Annotated in this window: 13 protein-coding genes; 4 read left to right on the top strand and 9 right to left on the bottom strand. The window is 36.9% G+C overall.

What is annotated here, in order from left to right:
• Positions 1–50: 50 nt before the first annotated feature.
• On the top strand, positions 51–596 hold the full coding sequence (locus CHB68_RS00475) for a type 1 glutamine amidotransferase domain-containing protein (protein WP_089258496.1): 546 nt from the start codon (positions 51–53) through the stop codon (positions 594–596).
• Positions 597–679: 83 nt separating this feature from the next.
• Positions 680–1,840: a methionine aminotransferase gene (locus CHB68_RS00470; protein ID WP_089258494.1), complete on the top strand. Its 1,161-nt coding sequence runs from the start codon at positions 680–682 to the stop codon at positions 1,838–1,840.
• Here CHB68_RS00470 and CHB68_RS00465 read toward each other — a convergent pair.
• A complete protein-coding gene (locus CHB68_RS00465; RefSeq protein WP_089258492.1) occupies positions 1,833–2,984 on the bottom strand; it encodes a serine hydrolase domain-containing protein in 1,152 nt (383 codons plus the stop codon). The two genes, CHB68_RS00470 and CHB68_RS00465, sit on opposite strands and share 8 nt — an antisense overlap.
• 215 nt (positions 2,985–3,199) lie before the next feature.
• Between CHB68_RS00465 and CHB68_RS00460 the strand changes: the two genes are divergently transcribed.
• Positions 3,200–7,612 (top strand): PQQ-dependent sugar dehydrogenase, encoded by a 4,413-nt coding sequence (locus CHB68_RS00460; RefSeq protein WP_089258490.1) that lies wholly within the window; start codon positions 3,200–3,202, stop codon positions 7,610–7,612.
• Positions 7,613–7,639: 27 nt separating this feature from the next.
• Here the strand turns inward: CHB68_RS00460 and CHB68_RS00455 are convergent, their stop codons facing one another.
• The 8 genes from CHB68_RS00455 to trhO form a co-directional block, all read right to left on the bottom strand.
• Positions 7,640–8,173 carry a GNAT family N-acetyltransferase gene (locus CHB68_RS00455; protein WP_089258488.1) on the bottom strand — a complete coding sequence of 178 codons (534 nt, stop codon included), beginning with the start codon at positions 8,171–8,173 and terminating at the stop codon, positions 7,640–7,642.
• Between the two features lie 115 nt (positions 8,174–8,288).
• Complete coding sequence (locus tag CHB68_RS00450; RefSeq protein ID WP_089258486.1) at positions 8,289–8,657, bottom strand: hypothetical protein; 369 nt, start codon at positions 8,655–8,657, stop codon at positions 8,289–8,291.
• A gap of 498 nt (positions 8,658–9,155) precedes the next feature.
• Positions 9,156–9,812 (bottom strand): CoA transferase subunit B, encoded by a 657-nt coding sequence (locus CHB68_RS00445; protein ID WP_089258484.1) that lies wholly within the window; start codon positions 9,810–9,812, stop codon positions 9,156–9,158.
• Between the two features lie 4 nt (positions 9,813–9,816).
• Entirely contained in the window at positions 9,817–10,515 is a 699-nt protein-coding gene (locus tag CHB68_RS00440; protein ID WP_089258482.1) for a CoA transferase subunit A, read from the bottom strand.
• 107 nt (positions 10,516–10,622) lie between these two features.
• Positions 10,623–12,971, bottom strand: a complete 2,349-nt coding sequence (locus CHB68_RS00435; protein WP_089258480.1) for a transglycosylase domain-containing protein — start codon at positions 12,969–12,971, stop codon at positions 10,623–10,625.
• Positions 12,972–12,973: 2 nt separating this feature from the next.
• A complete protein-coding gene (locus tag CHB68_RS00430) occupies positions 12,974–13,459 on the bottom strand; it encodes a gliding motility lipoprotein GldH (RefSeq protein WP_089258478.1) in 486 nt (161 codons plus the stop codon).
• Entirely contained in the window at positions 13,452–14,633 is a 1,182-nt protein-coding gene (locus CHB68_RS00425) for a PSP1 domain-containing protein (protein ID WP_089258476.1), read from the bottom strand. Before CHB68_RS00425 ends, CHB68_RS00430 begins: the two co-directional genes overlap by 8 nt.
• Before the next feature lie 244 nt (positions 14,634–14,877).
• Complete coding sequence (gene trhO, locus CHB68_RS00420) at positions 14,878–15,909, bottom strand: oxygen-dependent tRNA uridine(34) hydroxylase TrhO (protein WP_089258474.1); 1,032 nt, start codon at positions 15,907–15,909, stop codon at positions 14,878–14,880.
• Between the two features lie 352 nt (positions 15,910–16,261).
• Here trhO and recA point away from each other — a divergent pair, with 352 nt between their 5' ends.
• On the top strand, positions 16,262–17,269 hold the full coding sequence (gene recA / locus CHB68_RS00415; RefSeq protein WP_089258472.1) for a recombinase RecA: 1,008 nt from the start codon (positions 16,262–16,264) through the stop codon (positions 17,267–17,269).
• Positions 17,270–17,305 lie beyond the last annotated feature (36 nt).

The raw sequence follows: 17,305 nt of genomic DNA, 5'->3' as shown, positions 1-17,305 counted from the left end.
TTGTAATTTGGTATCAAACAAATTATTAATCTATTAAAACAATATATATTATGAAGAAGATAGCAATTTTAGCTACAAATGGTTTTGAGGAAAGTGAATTAAAATCTCCAAAAGAAGCAATGGAAAAAGAAGGTTTTAAGGTAGACATTGTAAGTTTGGAAAAAGGGGAGATAAAAGGATGGGCAGACGGAAATTGGTCCAATAGCTATACCGTAGACAAAACTTTAAATGAAGTAAGGGCCGAAGATTATAATGCCTTGGTTTTACCGGGTGGAGTAATCAATCCAGATTTGCTAAGAAGGGAAGAAACAGCTTTAAGTTTTGTACGTGACTTCTTTAAATTGAAAAAACCTGTAGCAGCAATCTGTCATGCTCCATGGACTTTAATCAGTGCTGGTGTAGTTGAAGGGCGCAAAATGACCTCTTTTAACTCCATTAAAGATGACTTGGTAAATGCAGGGGCCAATTGGGTAGACCAAGAGGTTGTTGTTGATGAAGGTTTTGTAACAAGTAGAAATCCAGATGATTTGCCGGCTTTTAATTCTAAATTGATAGAGGAGATAAAAGAAGGAAAACATGAAATGCAACATGCATAATTCATGGTATTGGAATAAAAAAGGCCCAACCTTGAGGTTGGGCCTTTTTTATGTGCATTTTTGAATTTCTTACATTTACTACCATGGAATATAGTTCACATATAGGCAACTCTAAATTACCAAAGGTAGAAACCACAATTTTTACGACCGTAGGAAATCTAGCCAGAAAACATAATGCAATAGACCTGTCCCAAGGATTTCCCAATTTTGAAGCGGACCGGACATTGATGTCTTTGGTAAATGATGCCATGCAACATGGTCATAACCAATATGCCCCTATGCAAGGGTATTATGGACTTAGGGAAGTGATCTCAGAAAAAATAGAACAGTTGCACGGTCATAGCTATAGTCCGGAACGTGAGATAACTATTACTGTGGGGGCCACTCAAGCTATCTTTACGGCCATTACGGCATTTATTCATAAAGGTGATGAGGTAATTGTCATAAAGCCGGCTTACGATTGTTACGAGCCTGCTATTAGGTTAAATGGTGGAATACCCGTATATCTTCAATTAAATGCTCCCGATTATAAAATAGATTGGCATCTTTTCCGGCAAAAATTAACCGATAAGACCAAAATGGTCATCATCAACACTCCACATAATCCCAGTGGTACAATTTTGTCAAAAAGGGATATGGAACAATTAGAAGCAATTTTAAAGCCGACCAATGTTATTTTATTAAGTGATGAAGTTTATGAACATATTATTTTTGATGGGGCAGATCATGAAAGTGCTTCCAGATTTCCAGGTTTAGCAAATAGAACCTTTGTATGCGCTTCCTTTGGAAAGACTTTTCATGTTACCGGATGGAAAATGGGGTATTGTGCTGCGCCGGAAAGCCTTATGGCTGAATTTAGAAAAGTACATCAATTTGCTGTTTTTTGTGTTGACCATCCAGTGCAACGCGCAATGGCAACCTATTTAAAAAATGCATCGCACTATTTAGGATTGAATGATTTTTACCAGAAAAAACGTGATTTCTTTCTAGATGGGATAAAATCGTCTAAATTTAAATATAAACCTTCCCAAGGCACCTATTTTCAACTATTGCAATACACTCCCTTAACTAAGGAAAGAGATGAAGTATTGGCAGAACGCCTTATAATAGAAAACGGATTGGCTTCTATTCCTATATCTTCCTTCAATGTAGCTAATAGAAATGATTATATGCTTAGGTTTTGTTTTGCCAAAAAGAAAGAGACATTGGAAAAAGCGGCAGAAATATTATGCAACCTTAATTAAATGCCGAGTTGATTTTAGTCATGAAATCCCCTATTTTGTTCGGTTCTAACCAACGTGTAACAACGACCATATTATTGGTTTTATCAATCACGATAAAATTTCCTCCAAAACCTGCGGCGTAATAAATATCTTCAGATAGACCTTGCCAATGCCTATCACCTTTTTTGTTAAGCCACCACATAAACCCATAATTTACATTAGGAATAGACGGTGTGGTTGCTTTTTTAATCCAATTGGATGAAACTAATTGTTCATTTTGCCATTTTCCATTATTTAAGAATAGAAGACCGAAACGTGCCATGTCCTCTGCACTTATAAATATACCTGCACCGGAATGCCCACCGCCAGTAACTGATTTCATTTGCAAACCATCAATTTCTGTCCAAGCATTATCATAACCAAACCACCGCCATGTAGAAGAAGCCCCAATTTTATCCATGATATGTTCTTTTAATACAAGTGGCATAGGTTTACGCCAAACATGGGTCAAAGCATAGGCAAGTACGTTAACCCTAACATCGTTATACTCCATTACGGTACCAGGCTCATTTGGGGTGTCCAGTTTCCAATCATCAATACCCCCGTTCCGTGGTGGCCTATCTGCCCAGTCCTTACCTCCCCAAAGTTCACCAGACCAAGCGGAATTTTGCTGCAATAAATGTTCCCAGGTAATCTTAGCATTGTGTGCCCCATCAAAGGTGCCGTCCCAAATATAATCGCCAACCAAATCTTTAGTGTCCCGTATCAACCCTTTATCCTCGGCCAGACCAGCCATTGTACTTAAAAAGCTTTTAGTGACGCTAAAGGTCATATCCACTCTTTTGATATCTCCCCATTGCGCAACTATGTAACCATCTTTAATAATCAATCCGGCCGGGCCTCCCCGTTTTTTGGTAGGTCCCATAATCTGGTGGAAGGGCTCGCGCTCAAAACCCTTTAATATAGCAATCCTTAAATCTCTGGATCCAGAATATTCATTGGCTTCTGCGAAAGCAACTGCTGAATTTAACTTTGACTCATCTATATGAAAATCATTTGGTGACCGTTGTTCCCAATTGGCGTTTAATTCTGGAAAATAATATTCCTGTGCATATAAATCGGCAAAGTAGAAAAGGGCAATGAGTGCTATAAATTGTAGTCTCATATAGTTAGTTTGACGTTATAAGGTACAAGGTTTAATAATAACTTGTAATTACAAAAAATATATTGTTTCCATTTTAAATTTATTTATAAAAACCCTGTAGGATTAAAAAATTGTTAAATATGTAAGAATAATACTCTAAGAATTAAGTAAATATCTTTTTAATTATAAGAAATTATTACATTAGGTGTACTATTAACACCAACTAAAACCAAGTCATGAAAAACAGATTTCTCTTAATTTTAACAATTATTATTTCACACTTTATTAGCATTATCAATGCACAGGGTGTAGGTTACGAAAACGCATTTCCCAATATAACATTTGACACTCCATTAGAAATAGTACCAAGTAATGATGGGTCAAATCGGCTATTCATTGTTGAAAAAAAAGGTTTTATATATCAAATAGATGAACAGACTGGTATCAAAACCCTAATTCTAGATGTTAGTGATAAAATTAACGCTGGGGCTTTCGATACAACAGAACTGGGGCTATTAGGCATGGCATTACACCCAAATTTTTTAACTAACAAACTTTTTTACATATATTATACCACAGGCAGTGAGCCTAGCTCTGTTAATTTAGCACAAATTACCTTGGTGGAAGGGAATCCCTCGGCAACCAAAAGTTCCTTTCCTGCTACCCCGATATTTTCGGATGTCAAGCAGACTACCCACCACACTCATAATGGTGGTCATATGGAATTTGGACCTGATGGGTATCTTTATATAGGTGTAGGCGATGGTGGATTTTCTACTAATGGTGGTGGTATAAGAGGACAACAACTAAACCATATTTTCGGGAAGATGCTTAGAATCCAAATAAATACTAACGGTACTTATTCTATTCCAGCATCCAATCCTTTTGTAAACGTAAGTGGTATTGATGATAGAATATGGATATATGGTTTAAGAAATCCTTGGAAGTTTAGTTTTTATAACAATACCATGTGGATTGGTGATGTTGGTGCAGATCAGCAAGATGAGATAAATAGAGTGCAACCTAGTCATGCAGGTAGTAATTACGGTTGGGGACATTGGGAGGGTGTTTATGAGGACACTGATATTAATTTGCAAGAAACCGGAATCTTAAGACCACCATATCTTACAAAAGATGCATCTTCTATAACCGGTGGTTATGTATATCAAGGCAACTTAACAAATCCGGAAATTGTTGGTAAATATATTTTTGGCAACCACACAACTGGAGAGGTATGGGCTATAGATCCCAATATTAGTTCAGACAGTACCAACCCAAATAATGCGACATTAACAGATGTGAATAAGGCTAATCACAATCAATTACTTAATTCAGCGAAATTATTTACCACTGCATCTGCAGATGCGTCAATCGTTTCTTTTGGAATGAACGAAAGCAAAACTGAATTGTATTTTCTACGATATGGTCAAAATTATAATATTACACCGTTTAATTATTCTCCAAATTCCGGAGCATTATTCAAAATTACTGGTCAACAAACCAATGCCCCCACTGCAGTACAAGGCATTGGAAGTTTTGATAGTTGTGACAATGATTTAAATGCACGTGTTAACGTTATTAAAGAAATTAATGGTTCACTTTGGTTAGGTGGAAACTTTACAAGTGCTGAAGGGCTACCCGTTTCCAGATTAGTCCAATATAATCAAGCTACAGGATTTAGTGCAACATATTCGATCTCTGGTGAAGTAGCTGATATTCATCAAACAACGAATGGAGATATTTGGTTAGGAGGTAATTTTACAGCAGTTGATGGAATTACAGTCAGTAATTTAGTACAAATATCTAATGGATCTATTATTAATCACAATGCTATTGGTGCCGTTTTTAATATAGATAGCGACACCAGCGGTAATGTTTACTTCGTAGGTGGAACAACAAGTGTTGGTGGAGTATCCATAAATGGTTTTGGCAGATTTAATGGCACTATTTGGGATGATATGAATACAAACCCTAATAATGAGTTTCGAACCATTGAAGTAACCACAAACGGAGATATTTATGTTGGTGGTAATTTTACAGCAATTAGTGGAACTAATGCCAGTAGAATAGCTAAATATGATGGTACTAATTGGCTATCTTATAGTGGAACGAATTCCATATTTGTTAAAGAAATTAAAGAAATTAATGGATATTTATACGTCGGGGGACAAGGTTCCGTTGGCCGTTATAATTTAACTACAAATACCCATCAGGTACTATCCAATGATATTTCTGGTGAAGTAACCTCGATTACGGCAAATGGAAATGATATTTATATTGGAGGTGATTTTGCTACTACCTCAAATAATGGAACAACTGATTTAATAATGAACAATCTGGCACAATGGAATGTTTCTACAAATGAATTTAAAGCGCTTGGACAAGGTTCAGGTTCTGCTGTTGGTACAAATGCACCTATTAATGATTTATTATTTTTAAATAATAATTTATATATGGGAGGCCAATTTAATGATATTGGTGATTACTTTGCTATTTGGTCGACCGACACGATTAACTGCCCAACAAATACGAGCTGTCCTAACGATTTAGCGAATGAAGATACTTCAGTAGTACTTTCTCCAGGCTTTATGACTGGTGGTTTAGATGAGGCAATCGGTATATCCAGCAACACTAACGGTTCAGCATGCGCTCTTCAACTTTCAAATACAGAAACAGGTCAACCTTGGACAAAGTTTAATATTACCATAGATTTAGCTTCTAATAATTTGGTCGCTGGAGATGAATTGTTCATTAGCATAGATGGTAACAGTACTAATAATGGTAACGCCAGAATAGAAGTAACGCTAGATAACCAGCCAAATACAGCACCCATGCACCACACCTTTGGGAATGGTTGGAGTACCTATTCACAAACAATTACTATACCTTCAGGTCTTTCAACCTTAAATATTTGGCTGTTTCCAAAATATGGAGAAACCACAGTTGGAACATCGTTATTTGACAATTTAATTGTACAAAAAGTTGAAGAAGAAAACGATGAGAATATTTGCTACTCTCCTTCAAATAATGGTGGTTTATCTATAGATGAAATACAGGTTTCATCATTCGATACCGGAACGGGGCCGTGTTATTTAACTGATGGAAATCTTAACACTAGGTGGAGTGATTATGGTGTTGGGAAATGGGCTCAATTTGATTTAGGTAGTGTTCAACAATTTAATGAAATTGAAATTGCCTATTTTAAAGGTGACGAAAGAACGGCAACTTTTGATTTACAAATTTCAAATGATGCATCTAATTGGACCAATGTTCTTACCGATGCTACTAGTAACGGTACTACATTGAACTTAGAAAATTTTAACTTTCCAATTCAATCAGCCCGATATATTCGTTATTACGGTAAAGGTAATTCAAGTAATCCCTGGAACAGTATTACCGAATTTAAAATTAATAATACTCAAACAAATATATGTTCGTCAGACCTTCCAAACGAAGATCAATCCGTTACACTTACCGCTGGTTTTAAAACCGGCGGTCTAGACGAGGCCATTGGTGTTTCTACTAATACAAATAATTCGCCATGCGCCTTACAGCTTTCAAATACAGAAACCGGACAACCTTGGACTAGGTTTAATATTACAATAGATTTAGCAAGTAATAATTTGGCGCCAGGTGATGAATTGTTTGTCAGTATTGATGGTAATAGTACCAATAATGGCAACGCCAGAATAGAGGTAAACCAAGACAATCAACCCAATACGGCACTTTTGCACCATACCTTTGGTAGTGGTTGGAGTACGCATTCCCAAACTATTACTATTCCTAGCGGTATTTCCACATTGGATATTTGGCTGTTTCCAAAATATGGGGAAACTGCAGTAGGAACTTCATTATTCGACAATTTAATTGTACAGAAAATAAATACTAATACTATTTGTGCAAATGACCTACCAAATGATGACGCTTCTGTAGTGCTTTCTCCGGGTTTTATGACAGCTGGTTTGGATGAAGCAGTTGGTACAAATAGCAATACCAACAATTCACCATGCGCCTTACAGTTATCAAATACAGAAACCGGCCAACCTTGGACTAGGTTTAATATTACTATAGATCTAGCAAATAATAGTTTGGTGGCAGGAGATGAATTGTTCATCAGTATTGATGGTAACAGTACTAATAATGGCAACGCCAGAATAGAGGTAAACCAAGACGACCAACCTAATACGGCCCTTTTGTACCATACCTTTGGTAGTGGTTGGAGTACGTATTCCCAAACTATTACTATACCTAGTGGAATTTCAACATTGGATATTTGGCTGTTTCCGAAATATGGGGAAACTGCAGTAGGAACTTCATTGTTCGATAATTTAATTGTACAGAAAGTAAGCACTATTGCATTAAAATCAACTTTACAATTCAATGAAAATTTAAATAATAAAGAGTTAAAGTCAGTTTTAATAACACCAAATCCAAGTTCAAGTATAGTTGAAATAAAATTACCATTTGATTCAAGTTTTGTTCATTATCAAGTAACTAGTTTGAATGGGTCCTTATTAAAATCAGGAGAAATAAGTGATAATCAACAGATTATTTTACTTAAAATTGAAGATTTTGAAAATGGTATTTACATTCTAAATTTAGAAGATAAGAAAGGTGGAAGTATTACTTATAAAATAGTGAAGAATTAAATTTTATACTAATAATAAAAGGTGCATTCAATTGTTGAATGCACCTTTTATGCTAATATGCATTAACCAATCGGTCTGCTCATCAGTACCAATGAAATATGGATGAGTATCAAATTTTTGAAATCCGTGGCGTTGATAAAATTGAATTGCGCGTTTATTTTCCTCCCACACCCCTAACCAAAGCATTTTCTTATTTTTTTCTTGAGCAATACTTTTGATATGATGTAAAAATTGTTTGCCTAGACCTAAACTTTGATATTCCTTTAAAACATAGATGCGTTCCAACTCTATGCTATCATCTCGTTTAACGTCTGATTGCGCAGAAAGCACGTTGAGCTTAAAATAGCCTACCAATTCTTCATTTCTATATACAAAGTAGAAATCACTATAAGGGTTTAAAAGTTCTGACTTGATTTTTTCAAGGGCAAAAGCTTTTTCTATGTAATTCTTAAAATCGATTGGGTCGTTATCTTTTTCAAAAGCTTTGACGAAGGTCTGCTCAGAAATCAATCTTAATTGTTCTACATCTTCAAGAGAACATTTGGTTAATGTGAGTTCCATACCACTAAAATAAAAAAAGGAGCAAATTTCTTTGCTCCTAGTCGGGGGAAATATAAATTATAGTTTAGATGGGCATTCAACGGTTAATTCATTGTAAATAATTGTAAAACTATTTTTAATTGGTCTTAAGGGCAAAAATATTGCCTTGTGCACGTATGAGCATGGTGCCTTCCTCTGTCTCTTTCATTTCCAGAACATCGTTAGGAAAATCCGTTCCGGGATAGCTAACTATATAATGACCGTTTTCATAAGTCCATTTAAAATCGGTCAGAAATACTATTTGACCATCTTTATACCCATGAAATCTGCCTAGATATACATCATTAAAGATATACTCCTCATTATCTATGACCATTTTGTTGGTATTTGTAGCGGTTTTGACCGTGTGTTTCCAAATACCTATAATTGGATCATTGTTTTCCTCAATTTTGGAACAGGACGTAAAAAATATTGTCAGTAACAGGCAATTCAACAAGAGCTTCATATTAGGTTAAGTTTATAGCGCGATTTGGGATTCACTCTAAATTACATTTCAAATATATGTAGTCTTTTTCTTACATTTTAATTTATGTGGTCAATCGCTTAAAACTTGTTGTGAAATCAAAATATTTAGAATGGCAACGTTCAACAACCTAATATTAGGGTTAGGTACAATTTTGAAAAATCAAAAAAAGAGCAAAAAAAAAGAGCGACTCAAAAAGTCGCTCTTTACATTTTGTTAAAAGTAATTTATATCATAAATAACTTTTTTGTAAGTCTCAAGAAACCGCTGATAAAATCGTTACGGTAAACTTGTACTTTTTCCTCAGAAGCAATGTGGTTAATTTGGGAGTTCATGTGGTTTTACTGTATTAAAAGGTTATCTGGTTATTTTACATCTTAAAGATACAATATAACTCCGTTATTTTTAAAATTATTGTTGTGTAGTCTTTATCTAATGTGGTAAAAAATATAAAAATCAAATTTCATCGACCAATGAACCTTATTGAATACTCATTTCGGGAACATTACCATTAACGATCAATACACCTTCCGTTGCTTCCCTAATATCATCTACAGAAACTCCTGGAGCACGTTCCAACAATAAAAAACCATCTTCAGTAACTTCTAGCACAGCCAAATTGGTCACTATTTTCTTTACACAACCTACACCGGTTAAAGGTAAGGTACATTGCTTCAATAATTTAGATTCTCCAGCCCTGTTCGTATGCATCATTGCTACGATAATATTTTCTGCAGATGCGACCAAGTCCATAGCGCCGCCCATGCCTTTGACCATTTTACCCGGAATTTTCCAATTAGCGATATCTCCGTTTTGCGCCACCTCCATGGCTCCTAATATTGTAAGATCTACATGTTTGCCCCTAATCATACCAAAACTAGTTGCAGAATCAAAAAATGATGCTCCTGGTAGGGCGGTAATGGTCTGTTTTCCTGCATTAATCAAATCCGCATCCTCTTCTCCATCAATGGGAAAAGGTCCCATACCCAAAATACCGTTTTCACTTTGAAATTCCACACTTATATCATCACGCACATAATTGGCCACCAATGTTGGGATACCAATGCCAAGGTTAACATAAAAGCCATCCTCTACTTCTTGTGCAATTCTTTTAGCAATGCCGTTTTTATCTAACATGGTTTTATTTTTGACGTACTGTTCGTTGTTCTATTCTTTTTTCGTAATCGGTACCTTGAAAAATGCGTTGTACAAAAATACCGGGAATATGTATTTGATTTGGGTCTAATTCCCCCGCTGGGACCAATTCTTCCACTTCCGCTACGGTAATAGTGGCGGCACCGCACATACAAGGGTTGAAATTTCTTGAAGTTCCCTTAAAAATTAAATTTCCCGCCATATCTCCCTTCCATGCTTTTACAAATGCAAAGTCAGCTTTAAACGCCTTTTCAAGAATATACATTTTACCATTGAACTCCCTGACCTCTTTTCCTTCTGCGACCTCTGTTCCGTAACCCGCGGGTGTATAAAAAGCCGGTATACCCGCTTGTGCGGCCCTGCATTTTTCCGCTAGAGTTCCTTGTGGTGTCAATTCAACTTCTAATTCGCCGCTAAGCATTTGTCGTTCAAACTCATCGTTCTCCCCAACATAGGATGACACCATTTTTTTAATTTGATGTTGATGCAACAATAAGCCTAGGCCAAAATCATCAACTCCCGCATTATTGGAAATACAGGTAAGATCTTTTACACCCAATCGTACCAATTCACTAATAGCGTTCTCAGGTATACCACATAGGCCAAAACCACCTAACATAAAGGTCATTCCGTCATGTACACCTGCCAATGCATCACTTACATCTTTTACAGTCTTACGTATCATTTTCTTATTAATTATCTTGTCACTAATTTACCGATTAAAAATGGGATTAAATAAAAAAAGTCTTAGCGAATGCTAAGACTTTCATAATATTTCATAGTTCAAATTTCTTAAAAATCAAGGTCTTCAAGGTCATCTTCAATATCATCTTCCTCCTTATTGGTAGCCGAAAACTTTTCACAGTCTATCTCAATTGACATATTCTCGGGCTTCTCAAAATCATCCTTGGAAATACCTAGTTCTTCATCCGCATAATTCTTGGTCATATATAACCCCCAAATAGGTAGAGCCATTGAGGCGCCCTGCCCATAGGTAATACTTTTAAAATGCACAGATCTCTCTTCGCCACCTACCCAAACACCGGTTACCAAGTTGGGTACCATGCCCATAAACCAACCATCACTATTATTTTGTGTAGTACCCGTTTTACCCGCAATAGGGTTCGTTAATTTATAAGGATACCCGGTAATGATCTCATCATACTCTCCTCTCCATTTATTAACTCCCGTTGTTCTCAATCGTGTACCGGAACCCCCTTGGGTTACCCCTTTCATCAAATCTAAAATTGCGTAAGAAACATCCTTGCTCAAAACATCCTTGGTTTCGGGTACATATTCATATAGAACAGTACCATCCTTGTTTTCTATACGTGTAACCATTACCGGTTTTACATAAACACCTTGGTTTGCAAATGCTCCATACGCACCTACCATTTCATATACATTGGCGTCCAATGTACCCAAGGCTATAGCAGGTACTTCCAGAATATCACCGGTAAGCCCTAGATTACGCACCATGCTTACTACAGATTTAGGTCCTACCTCATCAATTAATTGCGCGGTTACGGTATTTACGGAATTTGCCAAGGCCGTTTTTAATGTAAAACTCTTACCTGAATATTTTAAGTCCGAGTTTCTGGGGCACCAAGGCTCAATATTACCATGCTTACCGGCTTCTATACAATATTGTGTATCTGGTCTAGTTTCGCAGGGAGATAATCTCAATTGATCTATAGCGGCAGCATACACAAAAGGTTTAAAGGTAGATCCGGCCTGCCTAGCTCCTTGGATAACATTATCATATTGAAAATGTTTGTAATTTATACCCCCTACCCAAGCCTTTACATGGCCTGTCTGAGGTTCCATGGACATCATGGCCGTTCTTAAAAAAGTTTTGTAATAACGAATGGAATCCATTGGGGTAAGTACGGTATCCTTTTCCTTTGTATCACTGTTCCAATCAAAAACAGTCATTTCCGTTTTTTTGTTAAAAGACTCGCGAATCTCCTTTTCAGATTTTCCGGCCTCTTTCATAATACGCCACCTCTCCGATGTTTTCATGGCCCGTTCCATAATCATGGTCGTTTCCTCTGGTGTAATATCCGAAAAAGGTGTGGTCTTATTTCTAGCAGGGGTATTTTGGTTAAAGAATTCTGCTTGAAGTTTGGTCATATGTTCCTCAACGGCCTCTTCCGCATTGGCTTGCATCTTTGAATCTATGGTCGTGTAAATCTTTAGGCCGTCCAAATAAAGATTGTAACGATCACGCCCCCCATCTATGGCAGGCTTAGGATTCTTTTCTATCCACTCCTTCATAAAACGTTGAAGGTACATTCTAAAATAGGTGGCCAAACCTTCCCTATGGTTTTCAGGATTAAAATTAATATCCATTTTTAGGGCTTGTAGGGAATCTTTCTCTACTGGGGTAATGTAATCGTACTTGGCCATTTGGGCAAGTACTACATCTCTCCTATTCTTGACCATTTCTTCCCTTCGTAATGGGTTGAACAAGGATGAATTCTTGAACATACCCACCAACATGGCAGATTCCTCTGTTTTAAGATCTTTTGGTTCTTTGCCAAAATAGATACGTGCCGCTGATCTAATTCCGTCTGCATTATTACCAAAATCATAAATATTAAAATACATACTTATAATCTCTTCCTTGGTATAACTACGCTCTAACCGGATTGCCAAGACCCATTCCTTTATTTTCTGCTTTATGGCATCGAACTTACTTCTGGAACGCACACCTACAAAAAGTTGTCTTGCCAACTGTTGAGATATGGTGCTTGCCCCACCTTTGCTACCTAAATATGCAAAAGCCCTAACCGTACCCCTAGCATCTATTCCAGAATGGTCTCTAAAACGGGCATCTTCGGTTGCGATCAATGCATTGACCAAATTATCTGGCAGATCCTCAAATTTTACATCCGTGCGGTTATCGTCCAAATAAAATTTTCCTAATAGCGTACCATCGGAAGAAATGATCTGCGAAGCCAAATTGGTCTGCGGGTTTTCTAGATATTCATATGGTGGCAATTCTCCGAACAAGCCCCAAGAAGCCGATAGAAATATTAGGGCTACCAAGGCAAAGCCTGAAATGAATAAAATCCAAAACCATAAAATGAATTTGGTGAAACTATTGTTCGTTACTTTCTTTTTAACCGCTTTTGCCATAATTACGGATTGTTTTTTGTTACTTCTATTCCTACGTCTGTTATACCTTCAAGGCCAATAATACCAGTAACACTGCCATTTTTACGCATTGCATGCGAAACCTCTATAGTATATACGCCAGAAGACCCAAAAACGATGTCTTCCTTATACCATAATTTATTTTCCTTGACACTACCACTTCCTTTTCCTAACCACGTGCCGTCCGGTAAGGCCATAGCATATTCCAACGTATCTTTCGTTACCTCACCTTCCGGAGTTGTCATTGCAGCGATGATAAATAGATTGCTATATGGATATTTGGTATCATTTCGCACATTTATAAATATATTATGCGGTTGCACCGTATCATTGGTCTCAACAGAAAATTCAAGAACATTGTCCTTGTCCCAAACACCGTCCTTTAAAGATTGGTATTCTGACTGTACGATATTGGAATTACAGGAGGAAATAAACATTACCGCCAAAATGCAAAAAGATAGATTACGCATTTTTTTGATTTCTTTTACGATTTCTGTTCTTGTTCTTATTTCGGTTTCTATTCTTGTTCTTATTTCTATTGTTCTTGCCCTTGGGCTTATCAAAACGGGTTAAGCTATCTTGACCAACAACATTTTCAAAAACCACTTTTTCTTCTACATTGACATCAATTGCATACATTTCCAAACTAGCAACTTTTTCCTTCTTTTTATTCTTGGTCAAAATTGTATTCACTTGGTCCTTGGTAAGAACATGCCAGTTGCCCGGGTCTTCTTTATAGGAAAACCACAACATTTCCTTAAAAATGTCTGTCTTCTGACAAAATGCCAATCCCTTATCGGTAAATAATTTGGTGTCTTGGGAAGGAAAATCCTTTAGGGCGTCCAAATATACGTCCAACTCATAGTTAAGGCAACATTTGAGTTTACCACATTGTCCTGCCAATTTCTGTGGATTTAGAGATAATTGTTGGTAACGTGCCGCAGAAGTACTCACCGATCTAAAGTCCGTAAGCCATGTAGAACAACATAGTTCCCTACCACAAGAACCAATGCCTCCTAAACGTTGTGCTTCTTGACGGTAACCTATTTGGCGCATTTCAATACGTATACCAAAAGCTTTTGCCATATCCTTAATGAGCTGGCGAAAATCTACGCGTTCATCTGCGGTGTAATAAAATGTGGCCTTGGAACCATCTCCCTGAAATTCCACATCTGAAATTTTCATCTGAAGTTTAAGGATAATGGCAATTTCGCGCGCTCTCTTTTTAATCTCCTCTTCCCTATTACGACATTTTTGCCAAATATCGATATCTTTTTGTGTGGCCTTACGGTAGATTTTAGAAGCGCTTGTTTCGTCAAAAGATTCCTTCTTTCGCTTCATCTGTACCCTTACCAGTTCTCCCGTTAGGGTAACCATACCAATATCATGCCCGGATTGGGCCTGCGTGGCAACGATATCGCCAATAGAAAGTGAAAGATTTTCCGTATTCCTGAAAAATTCCTTCCTGCTATTCTTAAATCTTACCTCAACAAAATCGAATGGCCGTTCCCCGTTGGGGAGCGACATATTTGAAAGCCAGTCAAAAACTGTCAGTTTATTGCAACCATCTGTACCGCAAGTACCGTTATTCTTGCATCCCTTTGGTTGTCCATCCTTACCGGTAGAACAACTACTACAACCCATATTATATATATTGATTTGGCCGAATTTTTAAAAATTCACCAAAAAAGGTTCATAAAAAACTTATAGGTAAAGATACAGTTTTTTTAATGTGAAATGAAAGCATAGTTTATGGCCATCATTTAATAAAGTTACCAGAGGCGGGCCTTTAACAACGCAATTACTATTTACTTACTCCACATTTCTTTCCTAATAAAATAATGCTGATTTAAGCGCAAATCCTGTATTTTACTATATAGTACGCACATTACTTTTTAAACTTAAGCACTTCTGACCTACCTTTTTTAAAAATTTTATTACTGACCACTTTACCTTTTCTTAGTGCCTTTTGTTCTTCATATGGTAATTCATGAATTTCCTTACAAGCGTCTGAACAACAGTTGTTCATCTTTTCTGCACAACTTTTACATTGTATGAATAGTAAATGGCAAGCTTCATTGGCACAATTGACATGATCATCACAAGGTGCACCACATTGGTGGCAATTGGCAATAATGTCATCACTTATACGCTCGCCCCTTCTATGGTCGAACACAAAATTTTTGCCCCTAAATTTATTTTCAAGTTTCTTTTTTTCAACTTGGCGCGTATACTCTATGATACCTCCTTCCAATTGGTAAACCTGCTCAAATCCTTTATGTTTATAATAAGCACTGGCTTTTTCACAGCGGATTCCGCCAGTACAATACATGACCAGTTTTTTATCCTTTTTATGGTCTGCCAAATCCTGCTCAATAATATCCAATGAATCCCTAAATGTATCTACGTCAGGTGTTATTGCATTTTTAAAGTGGCCTATTTCACTTTCGTAATGATTGCGCATATCTACCAATACGGTATCAGGGTCTTCAATAAGTTCGTTGAACTTTTCTGCATCTACATGAATGCCTTTATTGGTAACATCAAAAGTATGGTCGTTTAGTCCATCTGCTACAATTTTATGCCGCACTTTCACCTTTAATTTTAAAAAAGAAAGATTGTCCTGCTCAATGGCAATGTTCAGGCGAACGTTTTCCAAAAAGGAAATGCTATCCAGATGTTGCTTGAATTTATCAAAATTCTCTGCCGGCACGGATAATTGTGCGTTAATTCCTTCATGAGCGACATAGATTCTTCCAAGGACCTCCAGTTCGTTCCAATGAATGAACAGATGATTTCTAAATATTTCCGGATTGCCAATATGTGCATAGGTGTAGAAAGAAATGGTTAGGCGCTCCTTACCCGCTTCTTCAATTAAAGCGGCTCTTTCTTTTGCACTTAATGTATTGTACAGTTGCATGCTATACCAATAGTTTTAAGTTAAAAAAATAAAGTAAGGTGCAAAAGTAAGCATTATTAAGAAATCAAAAGATATAGTGACCGTCCAGCGGTAGGTCATAAAAAGAGCCTAGGTGCATCTAGGCTCTTTTTGACTATTCCATTTTCTTTCTTCTTCATAGCATTCTTTCAGAATATAAAAAAAGGAAATAGCCACCAGTAGTCCGTTGACACTAAAACAACGGATAATATTTTTATTGAACTACGTTCAATTTTAAATAAGATGCTTAAAGATTAAAATGGTTGCGTTATCAGATTCATAATTATACAATTCAAAAAAGAAATGGTAAATTAGCCTTCCAAAAAAACAAAAAATGAGTTCGGAAAAAGAAGCAAAATTAAAAGCATTAAAGTTGACCCTTGATAAAATGGATAAGACCTATGGCAAGGGCGCTGTAATGAAAATGGGCGATAGTGTTGTTGCAGACGTTGAAGTAATACCTTCCGGCTCATTAGGATTGGATATTGCGTTAGGTGTAGGCGGATATCCAAGAGGTCGTGTAATTGAAATTTACGGACCGGAATCTTCGGGTAAGACCACATTAACCTTACACGCCATTGCCGAAGCCCAAAAAAATGGAGGAATCGCGGCATTTATAGATGCTGAACACGCATTTGATCGTTTCTATGCCCAAAAATTGGGTGTAGACATAGATAATTTAATTATTTCACAACCGGATAATGGTGAACAAGGTCTGGAAATAGCGGACAACTTAATTCGCTCTGGGGCTATTGATATTGTCGTTATTGATTCCGTAGCTGCCTTGACCCCAAAAAGTGAGATCGAAGGAGAAATGGGTGATTCTAAAATGGGACTTCATGCCCGTTTAATGTCACAGGCATTGAGAAAACTTACAGGATCGATCAGCAAGACCCATTGTACCGTAATTTTCATTAACCAATTGCGAGAAAAAATTGGGGTTATGTTCGGAAATCCGGAAACCACCACCGGTGGTAACGCCCTTAAGTTCTATGCTTCCGTTCGTCTGGATATAAGAAGGTCTACCCAGATCAAGGATACGGACGGTAATGTACAAGGTAACAAGACCAGGGTCAAAGTTGTAAAGAATAAGGTTGCACCACCATTTCGTACAACAGAATTTGATATCATGTATGGTGAAGGCATTTCTAAGGTCGGTGAAGTAATTGACCTAGGTGTTGAATATGAAATTATCAAGAAAAGTGGATCGTGGTTTAGCTATGGTGATACCAAGCTAGGTCAAGGTCGTGATGCCGTAAAAGGAATTTTACTGGATAATCCAGAACTATTTGAAGAACTGGACGGTAAAATTAGGGAGGCTATTAAAGCATTGAACGCTTAAAAGCCCATATATTAGAAAATCACAATAGCATCTACG

The organism is Maribacter sedimenticola (assembly GCF_900188415.1).
In the GTDB taxonomy this organism is placed as follows: Bacteria; Bacteroidota; Bacteroidia; order Flavobacteriales; family Flavobacteriaceae; genus Maribacter; species Maribacter sedimenticola.
This window is presented reverse-complemented; position numbering and strand designations above follow the sequence as displayed.